Below are 21,965 nucleotides of genomic sequence, written 5' to 3' on the forward strand. Positions count from 1 at the left end.
TCAAGTCTTAAGATTGTCAAAAATCGTGCTGACACATTTCTCAAAATTCTGCATGTTTTCGCGCATATCCATAATGAATTCATTGTCCGTAATGCTTCCAAGAACTGCATTCATTTCGCGGGCGTTATTGAAGGTCTGCATTCGGAATTCATCGTCAAAGTCCTTCATTCTGGAAATCAAAGTTTCATCAAAAGTCTTTACGTTGGCGATTTTTGAATCTGCGGCGATATCCTCATAAATTTCCTTGTTGAATTCAGAAATCGGCCTTGTATAGAGTTTTTCGAGCAAATTCAGGGCATAGGCGACCTTGTAGTCATCATACTGCTCCTGACATTCCCTGTAATAGGCATGAATTTCTTCCCAGCTATTGATGCTTTCTTCTTTTATATAGTCAAAGAGCTGGTCCAGACGCTTTCGCGGAATAATCTGACCGCCGACATTAACCCACTCTGAGAAAAGAGGCATTTCAGAAATCTCTTTAATATCGCTTGGAGAAAGACCAGCCTTGCCATTGCGCTGACAGTATTCACAGAGAGTGCGGACGGCAAAAAATTTGACTATCTGGCGATAAGAGCGGTAAGCCTTGACCGGCTTGATGATAATGGCACCGTATTTTTTCTGAGCCTTTTTTTCGTGCAGGGTAAAACTTGCATCCGGATTTTGATGAAGGTAATTCTTTGCAACCTGATAAAGTTCTTCCTTGTTCTCTGCAGCCAGAGCCTCTTCGTTTTTCAACTCAAGAAGATAATCAGCCGTAAGCTCAATGATCCGTCTGAGTCCGTATTCAACTTCCTGAATCGTGTCCGGAGCGAGAGGGTCAGTTTCGATGGTCTGAACTTTAACAAGCCTCTTGTCACGCTTTTCAAATTTTGCCTTGTTGCGGGCGACGGCATACATGTTGTACATGAACCAGTAAGCCGGAATAATCGTGATTGGCTGGCAGGGGCCGTTACTTGCAACCAGAGAGAAGGGATACATAATGTTCAGCTCGTTCTGATAGCTTCCCTTTGAAATGAGGGTAAAGCTTGCAAAGCGGGAGTTGTGCTTAAAATCAGAACAAAGTCCCGGCCAGAATCCACGGCCTGCATACATCTCACCGTCTGCGGCACGGGAATTGTGGTTGGAACCGATTGTTGCCCCGGAAGCGATGTTGCTCTGTCCGCCGACAATCGATGCGATGAGGAATGAAGAATTATGGTGCTGCTCATGGAATGGGAAAATCAGGTTATTCAAGATTTCACAGCAGGAAACCGTTGAATTGTCACCCAAAATTGAATTGAGCAGGCGGGCACCGTATTTAAGCTGGCAGTTGCGGCCGATTACGAAACGGACTGCTACAGCCTGATAGAAAGCCTTTGAACCCGGATTCATGATTCCGTTTACAAGTTCTACGCCCTCGCCAATCTGACTTGGTTCTTCCTCTGTTGAAAGAATCGTGATGTTTTTGAGTTTGAAGGCACCCTTGATATAGGCGGCATCACAGATTTTGGCATCCTTGAGCAGGGTGGTATTTTTAATGATTACATCGTTGCCTGTAATACCGTAAGTGTTAAGCTCATGGGGAAACTGATTGTCCGTAATTTCCAGAAGCCGCCTCTGAAGCCGAATGTCATCACGGTATTTTGCCCAGATGTAGGCGTCGGCGGGAATCATATTCTCAAAAGCAAGGACAGCACGACCGTCATTTTCATTGCCGACACCAATCCATACCCGGTTTGATTCCTTTTCACCCTCTTTTAGAATGCCGTTTCCGAATTTTGAGTGGCAGGTGCAGCTCATCTCATCGATATTGAAGAGAATGTTGCGGTCACCGATTTTGTAGTTTGAAAGATAATGAACGTTGCGGACGACACAGTCATCGCCAATTACGACATTTTCAAAATAAGAATCATAAAGACCTTCTTTAAGGGCAAGGTCGTGGTATTTTAGAGTGCGGTCAGAAAGCTTTCCAATTACAAGAAATCCCTGAATCTCACAGCATGAAATGAGGCTGGGATCAAATTCATTTTCATCAACCCAGATGTTTTTCCATGAAGAGTCTGAATTTTTATTACAAGAACGCAAAATTTTGATTTCTTCCGGAGTAAGCTGTCTTTTTCCTGTCAAATATTCCGTATAAAACTGAGGCAGAAGTGAAGAATTCTGCACATTGCTGACTTGTACCATGATAATATTATAAACAATTGCTTTAAAAGAGGATAGATGGATAAATCAAAAAAAGATGTTATAATATTCTCATGTCTTCTATAAATATTTCACCGGCTTTGATTTTAATTGTTTTTCTTTCTATTATAATTCTCTTCCTTATCGGGATGCTGGTGCGCCTGGCAGCATCGCACTCGAATTCGGGGCTTTCTGAGATTCAGCAGAAGCTGGGGGCGCTGGAAAATTCGGCTTTGCAGATGCAGAAAATCGCGCAGGAAGTCACTTCGCTTAATTCGCTTCTGCATGCGCCAAAACTCCGGGGCAACTTCGGTGAATATCTTCTATATAATCTGCTCAAAGACACGCTTCCGCCAAAAAACTACGCACAGCAGTTCCAGTTCTCGGACGGAGCGGCAGTTGATGCGGTCATAAAGCTGGGAAAGAACATAATTCCGGTAGATTCAAAATTCCCGCTTGAAAGTTTTGAGCGATACATTTCCTCACAAGACTCAGAATCAAAAAAGAAGGCAAAGGCAGAGTTCACCCGCTCGGTAAAGGCAAGGATTGACGAGATTTCAAAAAAATACATCCGCCCCCAGGAAAACACTTTCGACTTTGCCCTCATGTACATTCCAAGCGAGAGCGTCTACTACGAAATCCTCACAAACGACAGCAAAAAAGGCTACGAACTTTTTGACTACGCCATGAAAAGCCGGGTAATTCCAGTCTCCCCGAACACCTTCTACGCCTACCTGATGTCAATCGTCTACGGCTTAAAGGGAATGAAAATCGAAGAGCAGGCAGAGTCAATAATCAAAAAAATCAGCGGGATTCAAAAGAATTTCACAGGCTTTACAGAAGAACTGACCACCCTAGGAAAGCACCTCTCCAACGCCAGCGCCAAATTCAGTGAAGTAAATGAAAAAGCCCAGCAGATTGAAAATCAGCTAGGCTCCTTAACAAACGATTGACCCCAATGCGATTCGAACGCACGACCTTCCGCTTAGGAGGCGGATGCTCTATCCAGCTGAGCTACGGGATCGATTTATTTGATACCGTAGCCACAAATGCGATTCGAACGAACGACCTTTCAATTAGGTAAAACGCGAAAGCGTTTTTGATGCTCTATCCAGCTGAGCTACGGGATCGATTTATCTGATACCGTAGCCCCAATGCGATTCGAACGAACGACCTTTCAATTAGGTAAAACGCGAAAGCGTTTTTGATGCTCTATCCAGCTGAGCTACGGGATCGATTTAGATTATCTATTCTATCAAAAAACTTAAAGAATCTCAACCAGTCCGCACACATCCTCGGCACCGCTTACAAGAATGCCGCCCATGCCAAGCTCTATCGCAAGGGAAAGGTCGATGTCATAACGGTCACCGATTGAAATGCAGTCCGTGTATTCGATTTTTGAACCGAGGGCCGCTTCCGCATATTCAACCGCCTTGTCAAGAATCTTTTTTGAAGGCTTGCTTGCCATGCAGGTGTCGAGGCCGACAATTTCCGGGAAGAATTCAGAGATTCCGATTACTTCCAGGGTTTTTCGCGCAGGCTCAACAGGATTGTTGGTCACGCAAATCATGTAGAATTTTTTTGAAAGCTCAGTAAGGGCCGCGATAAGATTTTCGTCACGGTGGAGGTAATCAGCCGGATTAAAAAGAGTCTTGCGCCACTCGATGCTTGTCTCGATTGAAACTCCGAAACTTGTAAAAAGATTTCCGAGGGAAATTTTCTTGCCGTCATGGTCAGCCGCCCACTTCCGCCTGAAGTCGGCAATCATGTTCCGCGCGCCCTCAACAGAATAGCCGTTGAGCTTAGCCCAGTGGCGGATCTGGCAGTCAATCTGCTCATGAGCATATTCCGGGCAGGTGTAAAGAGTTGCATCTATGTCAAAAATCAGGACTTTGGGATTTGACGGAAGATTGTAGACTTGCATAAAACTCACGCTCCTAAAATGGCAAAAACTGCCTCAAGGATATCATCATAATCACCCAGGGCGACTCTTGCAAGAATCAGGTCACCGATAAGCTCAGCGTCGGCAATCGGCATTTTAAGGATTTTAAGCCCGCTCGCCTCTTCCTTCTGTCTGACAAGCTCATCATTCAAAGCCTGGCCGCCGGTAATCGTCATGAAGTCAGGAAAATACTCGCCGTTAGAAAGGGCCGCCTCACGAAGAAGATTAATTCCGCGGGCAAGGTCATTACCTAAGTAAGAAAGATTCCACATTCCGCTCACTACGCTGGGCATTGTCCTTAAATCCGGGGCGGAAACCGGCTTTGACGTACACAGGTTCAGGCCTTCGCTTGTTCCGGCTCGGTCGCAGAGTTTTCCTGGAAGGACGGTGCCTGTTCCAATCAGGGCAACCACAAAATCAGGAGCACCCGCAAAGACAAAAGTTCCCTCCAAAAGACCAGTCTCAAGGGCTGCTTCCCCGCTCACCTTGCCCGCAAATGCACCTGAATTTACGAAAGGCGGGATTTTCTTGATTTCGGACTGAGAAAAACCGCAGGATAAAAGTTCTGACTCAGTCCAGTAGGCGGTCAAAAAACGCTCTTCAGGAAGGATTGAAAGAGCCTGCCCCGTAAGCTTATAAAGAAGATATTCCGGAGAACCAAAAAGATGCTCCGTCTTCTGCCAGCTTTCGGGAAAACGCTCGCGGAAGCCCTGAAATCTTGGAATGAAAAGTGATTTTGTATTAAGAGAAGATTCGTAAGGCTCGCTGTAAAGGAAAGTCCTCCCATCGTCAGAAATGACCGTGGGACCGTTACCGCTCACGCAGATTGCCTCGATTGCACAGTCAGGATTTTTTCCCCGCAGCTCTGAAAGGGCATTCTTTAAGGCAGGAAGATAAAAACTTGCGGAATTTGAGCCGGCAAAGGCTGATTCCGGGAAAGCCTGCCTTGAAACAAAAAACTTCCCCGCTGACCTGAGATTGTCCGGCAGCAAAGCCGCCTTCAGCGAGGAAGTTCCGATATCAATACAAAGGATTGTGTCAGTCATTTATATACAAAAAAAGCACCGCACGGATGCGGTGTTAAAGCAAGGAGAGAATTTTCTACAAGAAAATTCTCGTACGAATCCAAAAATCCATGGAAGGATTTTTGGTTCGAATTATTCTGACTTTTCGGCCTTGTCAGTGTCTTTTTTAATCAGCTTGTCGATAATCGTGCGGTTATCGAGAAGGTCACTGAGGCTCTGGTCGTGGTGAACGCGTGTGATTACGTTTGCGAAGAGGCCAGTAACGTTTGTGCTGATGAACCATTCCTTGTCCTTCAAATCAGGATGGTAGACTGCGTTTGTACCGATTACGCGGTAGAAGAGGCCGTCTTTATATGCCTGGTCGAAAAGCTCAACTGCATTGCCTGTGAAGAATGGAAGGGAAATTGCGGCGATGACTTTGGTAGCTCCGTTGTTGTGAAGGAATTCCATAGCCTTGAGCAATGTACCGCCTGTACCAAGCATATCGTCTGCGAGGAAGGCAACTTTGCCCTGAACGTCGCCAAGAAGCTTAACGCTCTTGATATTTGTATTTTTTGCGTCCTGAGTAACCACAGAATAATCGCGCTCCTTGTAAATCATTGCAAGAGGCACTTTGAGACCTGTGGCGTAGAATTTGTTTCGGTCGATAGCACCAGTATCCGGGGAAACGACTACCAAATCCTCTTTGTTAGGACCTGTAAGGTTAACGACTTTTGCAAGCTCACGGATAATCTGATATGAAGCGTGCAGGTTGTCGAGATAAGCTGTATTAAATGCATTTACGATTTCGCGTGAATGGATGTCGAGTGTGATGACGCGTGTGACATTCTTCATTTCGTAGATGTGGCACAAGAGGGCTGCGGTAAGACCTTCGCGGCTCTTCTTTTTGTGCTGACGACTGTACGGGAATGAAGGTAAAACAAGCGTGATTGACTTTGCACCTGCCTGCTGTACGGCATCGATTGTGACAAGCAAAGTCATTACATGGTCGTTTACTGAGAAAGTAACCATGTTTTTTCCGCCATTCATTGGAATTGGCGAATGATTTTCGGCATCCTGAAAAATGTAGATGTCTTTACCGCGAACGCATTCAAGCAACTCTGCTTTGACTTCGCCGTTCGCAAACCAAGTGAACTGCGTGTTGATTTTGAATACCGGCGGACGATATTTATCCGTTGAACCACGCACAACCAGATCGGAAGTAGCAAGGTCGTTACGGAAATTGATGTCCTGAACCAGTTTGTCCTTTTCGAGATTGTATCTCTTTGAGATAACATCGCTTTTCAAAGCGAAACGATGTTTATACATGTGGCGGAGATGAGCGATTACTTCATCGGCAAATACAGCACCACCCGGACAAGCAACAACACCAAGATTAGTCGGTTCTGAATATGGCATTTAAGGCTCCCTATAAATTGGATTCTTTTATTTTAGCCTTTTAGCCCAGCATGGTCAAGAAAGGCGTGTAAAGACATGAAAATATTAGCATATTTCGCAGATGTTACGGACACACCCCTGATGGGGTGACCTTTATCTAAAAGCGTCTTTCTGCTACAATTTCTTCCATGAAAATGACTTTGATGGGCACGGGAACAAGCCACGGCGTTCCTGTAATCGCCTGCTCCTGTGAAGTCTGCAAATCTACGGACGAACACGACAAGCGGCTAAGGTGCTGTGCCCTCCTCGAGCATGAAGGCAAAAAGTTCCTCATTGATGTCGGGCCGGATTTCCGCACCCAGGCACTCAAATTCAATTTATGCAGTCTTGATGCCGTTTTCATCACTCACTCACACGCTGACCACCTTCACGGAATTGACGACCTGCGCATTTTCAGCCACAAGAATTCCGCCGCAATGTGTAAGGACAGCGTAATCAAAAGCAAATACCCGGAAACTTCCGGCGAAGGCCTTCCGGTCTATACGAGCGAGCGCACAAAGGGCTACATCCACGAGCGCTTTCCATATATTTTCGTTGACCATGAAAAGGGCGGCGGCATTCCCAAGCTCAACTTAATCGGCATGGACTCAAACAGCTCTGAAAATCCCCTCAATCTCTGCGGACTCAAAGTAGTTCCAATCCCCATGCTCCACGGAAACCACCACACAATCGGCTTCGTTTTCACCAGCACAGGATCAGACGGCTCGCCTCATTCAATCGCCTACCTCACCGACTGCAACTTCATCAGTGAGGAATCTCTTGCCGAAGTCAAAAAGGCAGGAGGCCAGATTGAGCATCTTGTGATTGACGCACTGCGCGAGCGGGAACATTCAAGCCACTGTAATTTCTTGCAGGCAATGGGCTATGCAGAGCAGATCGGGGCAAGACACACATGGTTCACCCACCTCACTCATGACAAAAAGCACGGGCAGATTCAAAGCTACATAAATGACCACCTGGCGGAATTTCCAAATCTTTCGCAGATTGTCAAAAATGGCGGCAGCGTTTCTCCTTCATACGACGGTCTAATTCTTCAGGCATAAAGAAAAAGCATCCTGCCCCTATTCTTGCACAAAACCGCTAAAAACAGCATAATTTTACATTATGTTCAAACCACAGCTTATTAGCTCTCTCAAAGGCTACAACGGCAAAACTTTTGTTTCTGACCTCATCGCAGGTCTTATCGTAGGCATTGTCGCACTTCCGCTGGCAATCGCATTCGCAATCGCTTCAGGCGTAAACCCGGCGGCAGGCTTATTCACCGCTATCATCGCAGGCTTCTGTATCTCTGCTTTCGGCGGTTCGGCTGTCCAGATCGGCGGACCGACAGGCGCTTTCGCAGTCATCGTTTACGGAGTCGTCGCCCAGTTCGGATTGAGCGGTCTTGCAACGGCAACCGTCATGGCCGGCATCCTCTTGATTCTGCTCGGCGCATTTAAAATGGGCGGTCTGGTCAAGTTTATTCCATATACAATCGTCACAGGCTTCACGGCCGGAATCGCAGTTACAATCGCAACAGGTCAGATCGGTGACTTCTTCGGTCTCGTACCGGATTTCTCAAAACCAATGCTGATTCTCGGCGAAGAATACTCAAAAATGCCGGGCGATTTCCTTCCAAAAATCATCGTTTACATCAAGTCGGCTTCAACAGTCAACGTGTATTCATTCGTGATGGCGGCAATCTGTCTGGCTTTCATTTTCATCTGGTCTAAATTTGTCAAAAAGATTCCTGGCAGCTTCATCGTTTTGATTCTTGCTACAGTGGCTTCAATCCTTCTCGACAAATTCTGCGGCCTCAAAACAGACACAATCGGCTTCTTCGCAGACGGAAGGGAGCATTTCGTTATCCCGAACACACTTCCGGCTCCACAGCTGCCGGATTTCTCAATCACGACAATCAGAACCCTCTTCCCGACAGCAGTTTCAATCGCAGTCCTCGCCGCAATCGAGTCACTTTTGAGCGCAGTAGTCGCTGACGGTATGACTGGCGGTAAGCACGACTCGAACACAGAGCTTATCGGTCAGGGAATCGCAAACATCGCGTCGCCATTATTCGGTGGAATCCCGGCAACAGGAGCCATCGCCCGCACAGCAACAAACATCAAGAACGGCGGAAAAACTCCGGTCGCAGGAATTATTCACGCGCTCACACTTCTTTTGATTCTTCTTTTCTTCGGAAAATACGCTTCATACATTCCGATGGCAGCCCTTGCGGCAGTCCTCATCAACGTAGCATGGAACATGGCAGGCTTCCCTGCAATCCGCGCACTTCTTCACGGACAGAAATCGGACATCACAGTTTTCGCAGTTACTTTCCTTATTACTGTTTTCGTAGATTTGACGGTCGCAATCGAATTCGGACTCGGACTTGCAGCATTCTTCTTCATTAAAAAGATGATTGATTTGTCAGAAGTTCAGAACAAGCGCGAAGCCCTCATTTCAGGAATCCACGCAGCAGACATGCCGGAAGAAAAGCTCGACCTGCCGGAAGGAGCAATGGTCTACGAAATCGACGGACCTCTCTTCTTCGGTACAGTCCGAAAATTTGAAATCGCAATGGAGCGTGCAGGAATGGCTGGCGTAAGCTACAAAGTCCTTATCCTCCGCATGAGGAACACAATCTACCTCGATGCAGGCGGAATCAAAGCCCTCGAGCAGGCAAAAGCCCTTTGTGATAAAAAAGGAATTACAATCGTTATTTCAGGAATCCATACACAGCCTTACGTTCTTCTTGAAAAGACCGGCATGGCAGAAAAACTTGGAAAAGAAAACATCCACGACCATATCAATGGTGCTCTGGAGCGCGCAAGAGAGATTCTCAAGTAAGATTATATAAAAGCAAAAGGGGGTGAGAAAGATTTTCTCACCCCTTATTTTTTATTTTACTCCGTAGATTTCGTAATATTTGTCGATTTCAGCCTTGATTTTATCGGTAATCAATTTTTTGTCACCATTTGTGTAAAGCGCATCAACGACCTCGCTCATGCTTACGATTGCACGAGCCGGGAAGCCGTATTTTTCTGAAATCACGTCGAGGGCAGCCTTGTCAGAGTCAGGAGCCTTTTCCATGCGGTTGAGGCTTACGATTTCACCGACGATTTTGATTCCGCCCTCAGTTGTTTCCTGAGCCTTGATTTTCGGGTAAGTTTCTTCGATTGATTTGCCGCTTGTGGTAACGTCTTCGATGATTACAACTCGGTCCCCGTCCTTGATTTTATAGCCCAGCAAAGCGCCCTTGTCAGCACCGTGGTCTTTTTCTTCCTTGCGGTCACAGCAGTATTTGATTTCCTTGCCGTAAAGCTCAGAGTAAGCAACAGCCGTTACGACAGCGAGAGGGATTCCCTTGTAGGCAGGTCCGAAGAAAACATCAATGTCGTCTCCAAAGTTGTCGTGAATTGCCTTTGCGTAATATTCACCAAGCCTTTTGAGCTGGCTTCCTGTAACATAAGCTCCGGCATTCATAAAGAATGGTGACTGCCTGCCGCTTTTGAGCGTAAAGCTTCCGAATTTCAAAACATTGCATTCGACCATAAAGTCGATAAATTCTTTTTTGTACTGTTCCATGAAAAAAATTATATCGAAAAATTTAAAAATAAAAAAGCAACCTGCATGAGCTTAGATTAGAAGAAAGTGCTCACACAGATTGCAAACAAGGAGGAAAAGTTCAGGATGAAATCCTATTCACAAAAAGATTATGCGAACGGATTCTCGCCTTTATACAAAACGCCTTTAGGCTGATTGTATCCGATTTCATCTGCTTCAACACCGATGTACTTGAATACCTCGTAGAGTGCCTTGCCAAAGTGGCCGAATGCAACTGCACCATGGTGAGGGAAGTTCTTTTCGATGAGTACGTGACGATAGAAGCGGCCCATTTCCGGGATAGCGAAAATACCAATGCCACCGAATGAACGTGTAGCAACCGGGAGGACTTCACCCTGTGCAATGTAAGCGCGGAGGATGTTGTCAGAAGTTGACTGCAGGCGGTAGAAAGTGATTGGTCCCGGTGCGATGTCTCCTTCCAAAGTTCCGTTTGTAACTTCAACTGGAAGAGCACGAGCCATAATCAGCTGATACTTCATTTCGCAGAATGAAAGCTTTGTAGAAGCTGTGTTTCCGCAGTGGAAGCCCATGAATGTATCTTTGATTGTGTAAGTTCCGTGCTTACCCTTGATGTCTTCATCATAGATGTCCTGTGGAACAGTGTTGTTGATGTCGAGCAATGTAACTGTGTCGTCAGAAACAACAGTACCGATGAACTCAGAGAGACATCCATAGATATCAACTTCGCAAGATACAGGAATACCCATCTTTGTGAGACGGCTGTTTACATAGCAAGGAACGAATCCGAACTGTGTCTGGAATGCAGGCCAGCATTTGCCAGCAATTGCAACGAACTCGCGGTATCCTTTGTGAGCTTCAACCCAGTCAAGGAGAGTAAGTTCGTACTGAGCGAGTTTTTCAAGAATCTCAGGCTTTTTGTTTCCAGCGCCAAGCTCTTTTTCCATATCTGCAACAACGTCTTTAATACGAGCGTCGCCAGCATGCTTGTTGAATGACTCGAACAAGTCAAGCTCAGAGTTCTCTTCGATTTCAACACCGATGTTGTAAAGCTGTTTGATTGGTGCGTTACAAGCAAGGAAGTTGAGAGGACGTGGTCCGAAAGAAATAATCTTGAGGTGATTCAAAGCATAAACAGCCTTTGCGATTGGTGCAAATTCATGAATCATGTCTGCACACTGCTCAGCAGTTCCAACAGGATACTCTGGGATATAAGCCTTGATGTTGCGGAGCTTGAGGTTGTAAGAAGCGTTGAGCATACCACAGTAAGCGTCGCCTCGTCCCTGGATAAGTCCACCGTCTTTAGAGGTCTCTTCTGCAGCAGCACAGAACATCTTCGGGCCATCAAAGTGCTTAGCAAGCAAAGTCTCAGAAATCTCTGGGCCGAAGTTTCCGAGGTAAACACAAAGTGCGTTACAGCCGGCTTTCTTGATGTCTTCCAATGCCTGGCACATGTGGATTTCGCTTTCTACGATACATACAGGGCATTCGTAAATTTCATCTGCACCATACTTTTTTGTATATGCAGCAACAAGAGCCTTTCTGCGGTTTACAGCGAGAGACTCTGGGAAACAGTCGCGGCTGACAGCTACGATACCGATTTTGATTTTTGGTTTGTTGTTAATCATTTTATACCTCTTATAAAAAATTTATTTTTTATAAATGTCGATGTTCTTTCCGAACAATCCGACAAATGCGCCCTGTTTTGCCTCGTTTGAATCCGGGTGAGCAATGAGCCACTTGTTGCGTGCCCACAAAAGCTTGTCCTCGAAATCAACTTCCTTAATGGCAGGTTTTTCTGTGTTTGTGTCCTTTGGAAGAACAATGATTACACGGAAACCTTCCTTAGAAACTTCGCCATTTTTAACTGCATTACATGGTGCGTAGTGCAAAGTTGTTTCATAAACCTGTACGACTGTTCCCTTCGGAACATAGAAAGCTTCGACGAGGTTTGTGTCGAGTTTTCCCTTTTTAACAGACTGAAGAGGTGCAAGCAGAAGAACCATGTCGTTTGAAGGAATGTTAAGTTCTGAACCTCGGTGCCATTCAAGACAGTTGAGCTTTGTGTTGTAGCCGTTGCAGTAGCCAATCTGAATTGGCATTCCGCCGTAAGCATTGTCGCTCAGCTCTTTTGCAATTGGAAGGCTTTCCAATCCAGCATCGCCCGGCTCATAAATGACAGCATTGTCAGGCTTTTTTGTAGTGTCGTCAAGTTTTTTGAGAAGGTCACTTACATCATAACCTGTAAGAACCTTTCCGTACTTGGCGAACGCTTTTGAAAAAACGCTTTTTATTTTCATTTTTTGTACCTCCAATTTTAAGCCTGACTAGATTTTAGCCAGTTTTGCGTAACTCTCTTTGAGTGCAGGATAAAGTTCTGTGTACATCTTGTAGAACTTTTCGTATTCTGCAGAATTAGCCGCAATCGGATTCTGAGCAGGATTTGTCTTGATGACCTGCTTGCATGCTTCCTGAACAGAAGAGTAAACGCCGGTACCGACAGAAGCAAGAATTGCAACACCGAGAGCAGGACCTTCCTTGCTTACTACAGTCTTTACAGGACATCCGTAAACATCAGCAAGCATCTGCCGCCAGAGAGGGCTTGTTCCACCGCCACCGCAGGCAAGCATGTCGTTGATTTTTACGCCCATTCCGCGCAAGACTTCAACTGAGTCACGCTGACTGTAAACAACACCTTCCATTACTGCACGGAGCATGTGCTGACGAGTGTGCATTGCAGAAAGACCGATGAAAGCGCCACGGCAGTTCGGGTCCAGGTGAGGTGTGCGCTCGCCCATCAAATATGGAAGATAAAGAAGGCGGTCAGCTCCGATTGGGATTCGTTCTGCCTGCTTGTCCATAATATAGTAAGGATCCTTATCCAGTCCTTTTGCAACAATAATTTCGTCTGAGCAGAAATTGTCGCGGAACCACTTGAGTGAAAGACCTGCGGCCTGAGTTACGCCCATTACATGCCATGCGCCAGGAACAGCACAGCAGAATGTATGTACTCGGCCTTTCGGGTCGATTGAAAGCTTATCTGTGTGGGCAAAAACTACGCCGCTTGTACCCAAAGTTGTAAATGCGATTCCGTCCTGAACTGTGCCTGTACCGACAGCAGCCGCAGCATTATCGCCAGCTCCACCAACGACCGGAGTGCCAGCCGGAACACCACAAAGCTCAGCAGCCTGAGCAGAAACCTTTCCTGTAACTTCAGGTGACTCGTAAACTTTTGCAAGGAGAGATTTGTCAATTCCGAGTTTTGAAAGGACTTCATCAGACCAGCATCGGTTAGGGACATCCAAAAGCTGCATACCGCTTGCATCGCTCACCTCAGTGGCAAATTCGCCCGTGAGCATATATCTAACATAGTCTTTTGGCAAGAGAATATGAGCACATTTTTCGTAAACTTCAGGCTCATTGTTTCGAACCCAGAGGATTTTACTAGCAGTAAAGCCTGTGAGGGCCGGGTTTGCAGTCAATTCAATGAGGCGGCTTGCTCCGACCTTGCTTGTAATTTCATCACATTCTGCGGCTGTTCTCTGGTCACACCAGATGATTGAGCGGCGAAGAACATTGCCGGCTTTGTCGAGCATTACAAGACCGTGCATCTGTCCTGAAATACCAATACCCTTGATGTCCTTTGGATTGATTCCACTTTTGGAAATCACTTCCTTCATGCTGCCACAAGCGGCATGCCACCAGTCTTCCGGAGCCTGCTCTGCCCAGCCGTTCTGAGGCTGATAGAGAGGATATTCGATTGTTTTTGAGGCAATCGGTTGCCCATCAGTCGAAAACAAAACGGTCTTAGTTCCGCTTGTCCCCAAATCTACGCCAATTACGTATTCCATTATTTATTCTCCTATAAAACTCCGCGTTAGCGACGTTGCACTGAATCACGTTCCATAAACTCACATGGTATGTGAATCATTTTGTTCGGAACAGGCACTCCAACCACATGCTGAAGCAAAAGATCCGCAGCAAGATTTGCAATAGACTCTGAATCCTGACGGAAAGTAGTCAGCCTTGGATTCGTGTATTCCGATATATAATCATCATCAAACCCCACGATAGATAAATCATCCGGGATTTTTATTTTATGCTCATGAACATAGTCTAAGATCCCCAAAGCAAGAAGATCTGAAACCGCAAAAACAGCCGTCATGTCAGGATGGCGATTGTAAAGTTTTTCAAAACCTTTCTGACCGGCTTTTACATTCCAATCCTCGCAGTCCTCGCAAAAATCCTTGTCGATTGGAATATTGTGCTCGCTCAAATACTGGAAGAACCCTTCCTGCCGTTCCTTTGAAGCATAAAAAAAGCTGTCATTTGGTGCTCCCAAAAAACCAATCTTTTTATGCCCCATGGAAACAAGATATTCAGCGGCTTTGTAACCAGCCTTTTTATTGTCTGAAATTATCGTGCAGATTCCAGGTATAACCGCATTTGTAGAAATACAAGGAATGCCGACCTTTCCTAAATCCTCAAGTTCCTCGCTAAATCGGGACTCAGCATTTATAATAGCAATGCCTTCTACCGAGCGAAACGCAGCGTGCGCCCGGTAGGACATTTTTGTGTGACATGACAAGAATATGATATCGTAACCTGCAGCCTCAACATTTTCCTTGAATTTATTCAATACAACGGAAAATACCGGATGACTGAAACCTCTCTGCATACCTGGATCATCATAGATAACCCCAATGAGGTATGTTCGTTTTGTGGCAAGACTTCTTGCGGCACTGTTAGGCTCATACCCCATTTCATGAGCTTTTTTGAGAATGAATTCCCGGGTCTTCTCAGAAAGATGCCCAGTTCCATTCAAAGCTTTTGATACTGTTGGTGCAGAGACTCCAGTTGCATTCGCGATATCATAAATCGTTATCATTTTGATTCCCTGTCGAATCCCGTATAATCAAAATACTCAAAATCAGCAGGCTTTTTATAGAATTCTGTATCTACACAGAACATTCCAACAAAGGCTCCCGTGAATCCCATTCCACAGAATTCGTCAGAAAGTTTTGCAGGCTCACAGATTGGCCGGATTTTTCGGAAATTCTTTCCATCCTGAGACCAAGAGAACCATCCTTTATTGTGATCAACTTCAAGACGCATCCAAACAGGACCTTTCTCAAGTTCAATTTCCATGCCCTGCTGCCATGACTCAAAGCCAAGCTGAGGAGGCATGATTGTATTGACCTGAAGGATTTTTCCTCTTGTTTCGCTATAACCAACAGTCAAAAGATATTGCGTTTCCTCGTCATAGCGGTAAACCATACCTGCATACTGCTGGAAATAGTCAGGCTCAAAGTCGATTTTTGTCTCTGCGACAAATTTGAAGTCAGTCTGGCGGCGACAGAAAATGCTCTGCTCATAGAATGACCATGGTGACTGACCGCCGTACATTCTAAGCCAGCCCGGTCTCTCTGTTACAGAATAGCGTCCATCTGCAGGAGTGCGCAAGGTTTTGAAATCAACAGGAATACCCTTTTCAAAGGTATAATGATTTTTGCCCCAGCCAGGTGCAGACTGAATTCCATCGTTGTCTGCGCTAACAGGAACGTCAACATAGTCCGGCGGAACATTATCAAGAGTGCCGTCTGGCTCTTTTACATATGGCCAGTCATCTTTCCATTCGATTTCAGCCAAAGCAGTCTCTCGGCCGAGGACACAATCTTCTTTGCCAGGAAGCGGTCGACCGCAAAGGTAAACAAGATAAGTGCGTTTTCCATCGATAGAAGAACACCAGCTTCCGTGACCTGCCTTATGAATCGTAATCTCATCGTCGTGTCCCCATCCTGAAATCAGAGGATTCTGAGGATGAACTTCATAAGGGCCAGTAACAGACTTAGAACGGCCTACAGTAAGAGCATGTTTGTAATCAGTGCCACCTTCTGCAGCAGCAATGTAATACCATCCGTTGCGTTTGTACAAATGCGGACCTTCAACGCCACCGATATCAGTTCCCTTGAAAATCTTGTAACGCTCTTTGCCCAAAGTTTTTGTTTTCGGGTCATATTCACGCATTACGATTCCAGAGAACTGACGGTAACCAGTCTCGCGGAAATCCCATTCCATGTTGATGTACCAGTGTTTTCCGTCATCATCATGGAACATGGAAGCGTCAAATCCGCTTGCATTAAGGAAAACAGGATCTGACCAAGGACCTTCGATTGAAGGAGCTGTAGTCAGGAAATTCGGACAATCTTTGTGTGGTCCGGCATTCCAGTTACGGACATTTGTGTAAATCAGCCAGAAAAGACCGTCTGAATAAGAAAGGCATGGTGCCCAAATTCCGCAAGAAAATTTTTCGCCGTTCATATCAAGGAGGCGTTTTTCGCTCAACGGGGAAGGAACACTTGTCCAGTGAACCAAATCTTTTGAGCGGCTGATCTCAACTCCAGGATACCATTCAAAAGTTGAATTCGCGATGAAATACTCTCCGTTGGCCATGCAGATTGAAGGATCTGCATGAAAGCCTGTAAGAATCGGATTTGTAACACGAACCGTTTTCTGATTTTCCATAATTTTTATTCCTTAACAGAACCCATTGTCAAACCGCTGATGATATAGCGTGACATAAATGCATAGAAAATAATGATTGGGATCAACGAAACTGCGATACCCAAGTAAATTCCGCCGTATTCTGTTCGGTAAATATCACCACGAAGCATCTGAACGAGCATCGGGAGTGTATATTTTTCGGTACTAGAGAGCAATACGAACGGAGTCATGAAGTTGTTCCATGAACCAACGAAAGCGAAGATTGCCTGAGTAGCAAGAGCCGGTTTAAGAACCGGAAGAATGATACCGTTGAAGATACCAAATTCACTTGCACCGTCAATACGGGCAGCCTCGATAAGTTCGAATGAAAGAACTGAATCCATGTATTGCTTCATGAACAATACAGTTCCTGCAGAAGCAATGCTAGGAATAATCAAAGGAATGTAGCTGTTCATGAGATGTGCTTTTGACATGAACTGTACGAAACCGATGAATGAAAGCGAAGCCGGAAGCATGATGAGCATCATGATAAGGTTCCAGAGAATCTTTCGAGCCTTGAAACGATAAACATGGATACCATAAGCAACCAATGATGAAAAATAAACGCTCAACATTGTTACCAATATTGAAATTGTAAGACTGTTCTTAAATCCGACCGCAAGTTTAAAACCTCGGCCAGTAAGGACTTTCCAGTTTGCCATAGCGTAAACGCTTGGGAACAAAGAAATTCCTTCGTTAATTTCCGCAGTTGAACGTGTAGCATTAATGAGCATGAGCCAAATAGGAACTACAGCAATAAGTGCGAAAACAATCATGAAAGCATAAATTACAAGCTGTTGTGTAAATTTTTCCTGCTGATAATTTTTCATTTTCCTACTCCTTTTTTGTAGCTTTTCGGAGCACGCTCTTTAATCATGTAATTAATTCCAAGCGCAAGAATAATCGTAATAACGAACATGCCGATAGAAATTGCGGCCGCATAAGAATAATCGTTACGCCCCTGGAAAGCAATGTTATACATATAGATAGCCGTGGTTCTGATCTTGTAGTCCGGGCCACCATGCATATCAGTAAGAAGGAATGGAATATCGAACATCTGCATACCACCAACCATTGATGTAATAAGCAGATAGAACATCATCGGACGGAGCAGAGGAACAGTGATTTTCCATGTACACTGCCATTCATTAGCACCGTCGATAACAGCAGATTCATACAATGAAGGAGAAATTGCAGTAATAGCAGCCATGAGCAAAATCAAGGTCTGACCACACCACATCCACCACTGAATGAAAGCAACAATGATTCGAGACGAAGGAACACTTCGGAAGAACTGGAAGGCCTCCGAAACGATACCAATATTCAAGAGCAACTGATTAACAGGGCCGACTGGATATGCAAACAAACTGCGGAACAAAATTGCGACAGAAGTAGCTGTCAAAAGGTTAGGCATATAGAACAAAGCCCTGAACAAATTCTTTCCGCGTAGATTAAATTTCGTATTTGTAAGCCAAACAGCAAAAAGTAAGGCAAGTCCAAGCTGAGGAGCGAAGTTCAATCCCCAGATAATAAATGTGTTTACAACCGCACCCCAAAAGTAAGGATCCGAAACCAACTTTGCAAAGTTTGCAACACCGATAATATTATAACTCGTCTTAAGACCGCGAAGATCACCAAAAGACAAAAGGAAGGTATAAATTGTCGGCCATAAATTAAAAATCAAGAAAATAATGACAAAAGGAAGCGTGAAAATATATCCATATTTATTCAGTCTTTTTTGTACATCAGATTTAACCATTTTTTCCCCCAAGTACATGCAAATAGGCAATAAAAAGGGGAGTGTTTCTGAAAACGCCCTGAATTCACACGATTACAGAAATACACTCCCCTTTTACGGTATTAGTGTACAGTCAGACTAATATCCCATTGTTGAAGAAACCTGGTCTTTGAAGTCTTTCAAAGCCTGTTCCTTTGTTTTTTCGCCGTTTGCATAAGCAGCTGTTGCTTCGTTGAACAAAGCCTCAATCTGCTGGTCTGTACCCTGAATCAAGCTACCATCGATACCTTTAGCCATTTCACAGAACTCTTTGTAGTGGTTCTGTCCAGCAAGGTATGGATCAGAGAAGCTGTCTTTGAGGGCGTTCTGAACGTTCAAGTTACCAACTGTATCGCCAGAAGATTTAGCATATGCTGTAAGGAATGTGTCGTCTGTTGCGAGATATTTGATCATCTCTTTAGCAGCGTTTGGATTCTTTGTGTTCTTGTAAGCAGCGATCCAAGTACCGCCCCAGTAGTAGTTAGCTGGTCCAGCACACATAGCCCAGTCGCCTGCTGTATCTGGTGAGTTCTGTTTGAGAACGTAGTGGAGACCCCATGTTGGGAGGAGGTAGCAGAATACTTCTACTGGATTTCCTTTTTCATCTTTGAGAGTTCCCTTCATACCAGCGAACCAACCTTCTGACCACTGACCAACGCGGCCGTCGAGGTTCTCGTCATGGAGTGTCTTACACATATCCATGAACTGCTCCATAGCTGGATCTACAACGAGTTTGTCGTTTACTACCCATGGCTGTTTGCGAGCGCCTTTGTATGGCATGAACATATCGCCTGAAGAAGAAACGATGTCACATTTTCCGTTTGATTTCTCTTTGAGGAGTTTTGCTGTCTCTACGAATTTTTTGAGGTCAGAAACATATTTCTGAACTTCTACTGGATCGTCTGTTCCGAGGTAAGCTTTTGCAAGGCTTCGGCGGTAGAACAATGCACCAGGACATACCTGCCATGCCATACCGTAAACGTGACCATTGTAAGTACCTATTTTCATAGGATAGTCAGCCATTTTGCCTTTAACCTCTTCGTAAACATCATCAAGTGGGAGAAGAAGGTCAGACTCGATATATTTGCGAACGAAAGCGTTCTCCAATGCGAATACGTCTGGTGTACCAGAACCACTCTGAAGAACAGGGTCAAGTTTGTTAGGGAACTGATCAGTTGGTGTCATTGAATACTCAACTGTCATATCTGGATGAGCAGGTTTGTAATAATTGTTAATCATTCCTTCCAACTCATCTGTGAAAGACCAGACTACCAGGTTTTTGCTAGCGTCTTTCTTTGCAGCAGAAGTGTCACCGCCCTTCTTTTCGCAGCCTGTAGAAACCAATGCTGCAGCACAGAGCACTGCACCCAAAATCAAATTACTTTTTTTCATATTTCCTCCTAAATGTTTGAAAAAAAAGTGTGTGTGTATGGTATACGGCGGCCAGAATCTTAGGAAATATAGGCAACCGCTTACCTATGTTTTTTAGATTACTCCCCTTTAATTCTTTTGTCAAGAAAAAATTTTAAAAATCTGTTAGTTTAAAAAGTAGAACAGTTTTTTACGAATTTTTGATTGCCAGGCCGTCTTTAAATGCATTTCCAACGATGTCGCCGATCACGCGGTAAACATGGAAGGAAGCGTCATACATAATCGGCTGCAGCTTGCCCAAATCGATTTTTCCGTCGGTGAGGACAGATTCATCAGCCTGCTGGGCGACAATCTTTCCGCGCAGGTATTCCCTCTCCTCGTTCCACTCAGTAACCTCACATTCAAGGGTTACAGGATATTCTTCTATAATAGGAGCATTGACATGGGCACTCTTGTGGACATGAACTCCGGCCTTTTCGATTTTGTTGACATTATTGCCGCTCTCGACTCCGAAATAATCAGAAATCTGCATTGTATTTTTTGTGGCAAAGGCAACCGTGAAAGCTCCGGTCTTCTTGAGGTTTTCTGTCGTTTTGTGCTTTGCAAGATAGAGGGTAATCTCACCGTAGTCTGACTGGATTCCCCAGGCTGCGTTCATTGCGTTGGGCACTCCATTTTCATCATAAGTTCCGATGATAAAAACGCCTTCCGGCACAATCACTGCTTTTTCTGAATCAAATTCCATAATTTTCCTCCATGCGCTAATTAAAGCACAGTTTCTTCTGGAATTCAAACGAAAAGTTTCTTTGACATTTACGCGGTTCGGGTGTGTTACGTTGCATTTCTTACACTATTATCTTTATATTATTTCACTTTACGCAATATAGATGTATCACTATAATAAATCCGTAATTTAATTCATTTTAATGGAGTAAAATATGGAAAAGACAATCGCTTTGATTCCTGGCGATGGAATCGGCCCTGATGTTGTTGCTGAGGCAGTTAAAGTTCTTGATGCAGTAGCAAAAAAATATGGTCACAAGTGGAATTATACAAACGTTCTTGCAGGAGGAGCCGCAATCGACAAATTCGGTCATCCGCTCCCACAGGATCAGCTCGATATCTGTCTTAAATCAGACGCAGCCCTGCTCGGTGCAGTCGGCGGTCCAAAATGGGACAACCTTCCTTCTGAAATCCGCCCGGAAAAGGCCTTGCTCGGAATGCGTGGCGGCATGAAGGTTTTCGCAAACCTCCGGCCGGCTGTAATGTGGAAGCAGCTTAAGGATGCCTGCCCTCTCAAAGACGAAATCGTCGGCGAAGGCCTTGATATCCTCATCGTCCGCGAGCTTACAGGAGGCATCTACTTCGGTGAACGCGGAACAAGCGCAGACGGAAACACAGCCTGGGACACAGAAAAATACACACGCCCAGAAATCGAGCGAATCGTCCGCATGGGCTTTGAATACGCAATGAACCGCCAGAAAAGACTCTGCGTTGTAGACAAGGCAAACATCCTCAACTCTTCACAGCTCTGGCGCCGTGTTGCAGAAGACGTTAAAAAAGATTATCCGGAAGTTCAGCTTTCTTACCTCTACATCGACAACGCTTCAATGCAGATGGTTCGAAACCCACGCCAGTTCGACGTAATCGCAACAAGCAACATGTTCGGTGACATCCTTTCTGACGAAGCAAGCCAGATTACAGGTTCAATCGGTATGCTGGCTTCTGCATCTTTGGGTGACGGAACAGGCCCAGGCCTCTACGAGCCAATCCACGGTTCAGCTCCGGACATCGCAGGAAAAGACCTTGCTAACCCACTGGCAACAATCCTTTCTGCAGCAATGCTCCTCCGCTACAGCTTCAAGCTTGAGACAGAAGCTAAGGCAATCGAAAATGCAGTCAACGCAGTTCTCGATGACGGATACCGCACAGGTGACATCGCAGGAAGCCACCTCGATGAGGTAAAGGCAGCAGGTAAGCTCGTCGGCACAAAGAAGATGGGCGAACTCGTTGTAGAATATTTGAATAAATAATTCGCTTATTTATATTAAAAAACGCCGGACTTTTCTTGTACAAGTGAATGCAAAAGTCCGGCGTTTTTTATATTTTTTTAAGATTACTTTACTTGTTATATCTCAGATTTTCT

18 protein-coding genes and 1 tRNA gene are annotated in these 21,965 nt (G+C 45.1%); 4 read left to right on the forward strand and 15 right to left on the reverse strand.

All coding sequences use genetic code 11. The features are described from left to right. Window positions 1-2,166, reverse strand: coding sequence for a DUF4954 family protein (locus HNP76_RS08520; RefSeq protein WP_184659483.1), 2,166 nt, complete (start codon window positions 2,164-2,166; stop codon window positions 1-3). A 71-nt stretch (window positions 2,167-2,237) separates the two neighbouring features. Here HNP76_RS08520 and HNP76_RS08525 point away from each other — a divergent pair, with 71 nt between their 5' ends. After that, entirely contained in the window at window positions 2,238-3,116 is an 879-nt protein-coding gene (locus tag HNP76_RS08525; protein ID WP_184659485.1) for a DNA recombination protein RmuC, read from the forward strand. On the opposite strand, the gene HNP76_RS08530 is transcribed toward HNP76_RS08525, so the two are convergent. From HNP76_RS08530 to prs, 4 genes are all read right to left on the reverse strand, one after another. Then, a tRNA-Arg gene (locus tag HNP76_RS08530) sits at window positions 3,114-3,187 on the reverse strand. The genes HNP76_RS08525 and HNP76_RS08530 overlap by 3 nt on opposite strands. A 240-nt stretch (window positions 3,188-3,427) precedes the next feature. Next, the gene (locus HNP76_RS08535; RefSeq protein ID WP_184659488.1) at window positions 3,428-4,087 is read right to left on the reverse strand and encodes an HAD family hydrolase; all 660 of its coding nucleotides are present in this window, start codon (window positions 4,085-4,087) and stop codon (window positions 3,428-3,430) included. Between the two features lie 5 nt (window positions 4,088-4,092). After that, on the reverse strand, window positions 4,093-5,151 hold the full coding sequence (locus tag HNP76_RS08540) for a hypothetical protein (RefSeq protein WP_184659490.1): 1,059 nt from the start codon (window positions 5,149-5,151) through the stop codon (window positions 4,093-4,095). Between the two features lie 111 nt (window positions 5,152-5,262). Next, window positions 5,263-6,528: a ribose-phosphate diphosphokinase gene (gene prs / locus HNP76_RS08545; protein WP_184659492.1), complete on the reverse strand. Its 1,266-nt coding sequence runs from the start codon at window positions 6,526-6,528 to the stop codon at window positions 5,263-5,265. Between the two features lie 167 nt (window positions 6,529-6,695). On the opposite strand from prs, the gene HNP76_RS08550 reads away from it, so the two are divergent. Further along, window positions 6,696-7,610: an MBL fold metallo-hydrolase gene (locus HNP76_RS08550; RefSeq protein WP_184659494.1), complete on the forward strand. Its 915-nt coding sequence runs from the start codon at window positions 6,696-6,698 to the stop codon at window positions 7,608-7,610. A 61-nt stretch (window positions 7,611-7,671) separates the two neighbouring features. Continuing rightward, entirely contained in the window at window positions 7,672-9,393 is a 1,722-nt protein-coding gene (locus tag HNP76_RS08555; RefSeq protein WP_184659495.1) for a SulP family inorganic anion transporter, read from the forward strand. Window positions 9,394-9,444: 51 nt separating this feature from the next. Here the strand turns inward: HNP76_RS08555 and pyrE are convergent, their stop codons facing one another. The 10 genes from pyrE to HNP76_RS08605 all read right to left on the reverse strand — a co-directional run bounded on the left by pyrE (window position 9,445) and on the right by HNP76_RS08605 (window position 20,564). Further along, window positions 9,445-10,131 (reverse strand): orotate phosphoribosyltransferase, encoded by a 687-nt coding sequence (pyrE, locus tag HNP76_RS08560; protein WP_184659497.1) that lies wholly within the window; start codon window positions 10,129-10,131, stop codon window positions 9,445-9,447. A 128-nt stretch (window positions 10,132-10,259) separates the two neighbouring features. After that, a complete protein-coding gene (locus tag HNP76_RS08565) occupies window positions 10,260-11,756 on the reverse strand; it encodes an L-fucose/L-arabinose isomerase family protein (RefSeq protein WP_206173042.1) in 1,497 nt (498 codons plus the stop codon). 21 nt (window positions 11,757-11,777) lie between these two features. Next, window positions 11,778-12,428, reverse strand: coding sequence for a DUF4867 family protein (locus tag HNP76_RS08570; RefSeq protein ID WP_184659499.1), 651 nt, complete (start codon window positions 12,426-12,428; stop codon window positions 11,778-11,780). Between the two features lie 27 nt (window positions 12,429-12,455). Beyond that, complete coding sequence (xylB, locus tag HNP76_RS08575) at window positions 12,456-13,979, reverse strand: xylulokinase (protein WP_184659501.1); 1,524 nt, start codon at window positions 13,977-13,979, stop codon at window positions 12,456-12,458. Window positions 13,980-14,005: 26 nt separating this feature from the next. Next, window positions 14,006-15,016, reverse strand: a complete 1,011-nt coding sequence (locus HNP76_RS08580; protein WP_184659503.1) for a LacI family DNA-binding transcriptional regulator — start codon at window positions 15,014-15,016, stop codon at window positions 14,006-14,008. After that, window positions 15,013-16,653: a glycoside hydrolase family 43 protein gene (locus HNP76_RS08585; RefSeq protein ID WP_184659505.1), complete on the reverse strand. Its 1,641-nt coding sequence runs from the start codon at window positions 16,651-16,653 to the stop codon at window positions 15,013-15,015. The genes HNP76_RS08580 and HNP76_RS08585 overlap by 4 nt, the downstream gene beginning before the upstream one ends. Window positions 16,654-16,658: 5 nt before the next feature. Then, on the reverse strand, window positions 16,659-17,501 hold the full coding sequence (locus tag HNP76_RS08590) for a carbohydrate ABC transporter permease (RefSeq protein WP_184659507.1): 843 nt from the start codon (window positions 17,499-17,501) through the stop codon (window positions 16,659-16,661). Beyond that, window positions 17,498-18,430, reverse strand: coding sequence for a carbohydrate ABC transporter permease (locus HNP76_RS08595; RefSeq protein WP_184659509.1), 933 nt, complete (start codon window positions 18,428-18,430; stop codon window positions 17,498-17,500). The genes HNP76_RS08590 and HNP76_RS08595 overlap by 4 nt, the downstream gene beginning before the upstream one ends. A 117-nt stretch (window positions 18,431-18,547) precedes the next feature. Next, the gene (locus HNP76_RS08600; protein WP_184659511.1) at window positions 18,548-19,840 is read right to left on the reverse strand and encodes an ABC transporter substrate-binding protein; all 1,293 of its coding nucleotides are present in this window, start codon (window positions 19,838-19,840) and stop codon (window positions 18,548-18,550) included. A 169-nt stretch (window positions 19,841-20,009) separates the two neighbouring features. After that, entirely contained in the window at window positions 20,010-20,564 is a 555-nt protein-coding gene (locus HNP76_RS08605) for a flavin reductase family protein (protein ID WP_184659513.1), read from the reverse strand. A 193-nt stretch (window positions 20,565-20,757) separates the two neighbouring features. Between HNP76_RS08605 and leuB the strand changes: the two genes are divergently transcribed. After that, window positions 20,758-21,852 (forward strand): 3-isopropylmalate dehydrogenase, encoded by a 1,095-nt coding sequence (gene leuB, locus HNP76_RS08610; RefSeq protein ID WP_184659515.1) that lies wholly within the window; start codon window positions 20,758-20,760, stop codon window positions 21,850-21,852. Window positions 21,853-21,965: the final 113 nt, after the last annotated feature.

Source organism: Treponema ruminis (assembly GCF_014201975.1).
Taxonomy (GTDB): domain Bacteria; phylum Spirochaetota; class Spirochaetia; order Treponematales; family Treponemataceae; genus Treponema_D; species Treponema_D ruminis.

What these genes read in the sequence shown, in the direction of transcription:
- HNP76_RS08570 (WP_184659499.1), bottom strand. Translation starts at nt 12,428, where the DNA reads ATGAAAATAAAAAGCGTTTTTTCAAAAGCGTTCGCCAAGTACGGAAAG.
- HNP76_RS08590 (WP_184659507.1), bottom strand. Translation starts at nt 17,501, where the DNA reads ATGAAAAATTATCAGCAGGAAAAATTTACACAACAGCTTGTAATTTAT.
- HNP76_RS08565 (WP_206173042.1), bottom strand. Translation starts at nt 11,756, where the DNA reads ATGATTAACAACAAACCAAAAATCAAAATCGGTATCGTAGCTGTCAGC.
- HNP76_RS08525 (WP_184659485.1), top strand. Translation starts at nt 2,238, where the DNA reads ATGTCTTCTATAAATATTTCACCGGCTTTGATTTTAATTGTTTTTCTT.
- HNP76_RS08595 (WP_184659509.1), bottom strand. Translation starts at nt 18,430, where the DNA reads ATGGTTAAATCTGATGTACAAAAAAGACTGAATAAATATGGATATATT.
- HNP76_RS08605 (WP_184659513.1), bottom strand. Translation starts at nt 20,564, where the DNA reads ATGGAATTTGATTCAGAAAAAGCAGTGATTGTGCCGGAAGGCGTTTTT.
- HNP76_RS08600 (WP_184659511.1), bottom strand. Translation starts at nt 19,840, where the DNA reads ATGAAAAAAAGTAATTTGATTTTGGGTGCAGTGCTCTGTGCTGCAGCA.
- leuB (WP_184659515.1), top strand. Translation starts at nt 20,758, where the DNA reads ATGGAAAAGACAATCGCTTTGATTCCTGGCGATGGAATCGGCCCTGAT.
- HNP76_RS08520 (WP_184659483.1), bottom strand. Translation starts at nt 2,166, where the DNA reads ATGGTACAAGTCAGCAATGTGCAGAATTCTTCACTTCTGCCTCAGTTT.
- HNP76_RS08540 (WP_184659490.1), bottom strand. Translation starts at nt 5,151, where the DNA reads ATGACTGACACAATCCTTTGTATTGATATCGGAACTTCCTCGCTGAAG.
- HNP76_RS08585 (WP_184659505.1), bottom strand. Translation starts at nt 16,653, where the DNA reads ATGGAAAATCAGAAAACGGTTCGTGTTACAAATCCGATTCTTACAGGC.
- HNP76_RS08555 (WP_184659495.1), top strand. Translation starts at nt 7,672, where the DNA reads ATGTTCAAACCACAGCTTATTAGCTCTCTCAAAGGCTACAACGGCAAA.
- HNP76_RS08535 (WP_184659488.1), bottom strand. Translation starts at nt 4,087, where the DNA reads ATGCAAGTCTACAATCTTCCGTCAAATCCCAAAGTCCTGATTTTTGAC.
- HNP76_RS08550 (WP_184659494.1), top strand. Translation starts at nt 6,696, where the DNA reads ATGAAAATGACTTTGATGGGCACGGGAACAAGCCACGGCGTTCCTGTA.
- prs (WP_184659492.1), bottom strand. Translation starts at nt 6,528, where the DNA reads ATGCCATATTCAGAACCGACTAATCTTGGTGTTGTTGCTTGTCCGGGT.
- xylB (WP_184659501.1), bottom strand. Translation starts at nt 13,979, where the DNA reads ATGGAATACGTAATTGGCGTAGATTTGGGGACAAGCGGAACTAAGACC.
- pyrE (WP_184659497.1), bottom strand. Translation starts at nt 10,131, where the DNA reads ATGGAACAGTACAAAAAAGAATTTATCGACTTTATGGTCGAATGCAAT.
- HNP76_RS08580 (WP_184659503.1), bottom strand. Translation starts at nt 15,016, where the DNA reads ATGATAACGATTTATGATATCGCGAATGCAACTGGAGTCTCTGCACCA.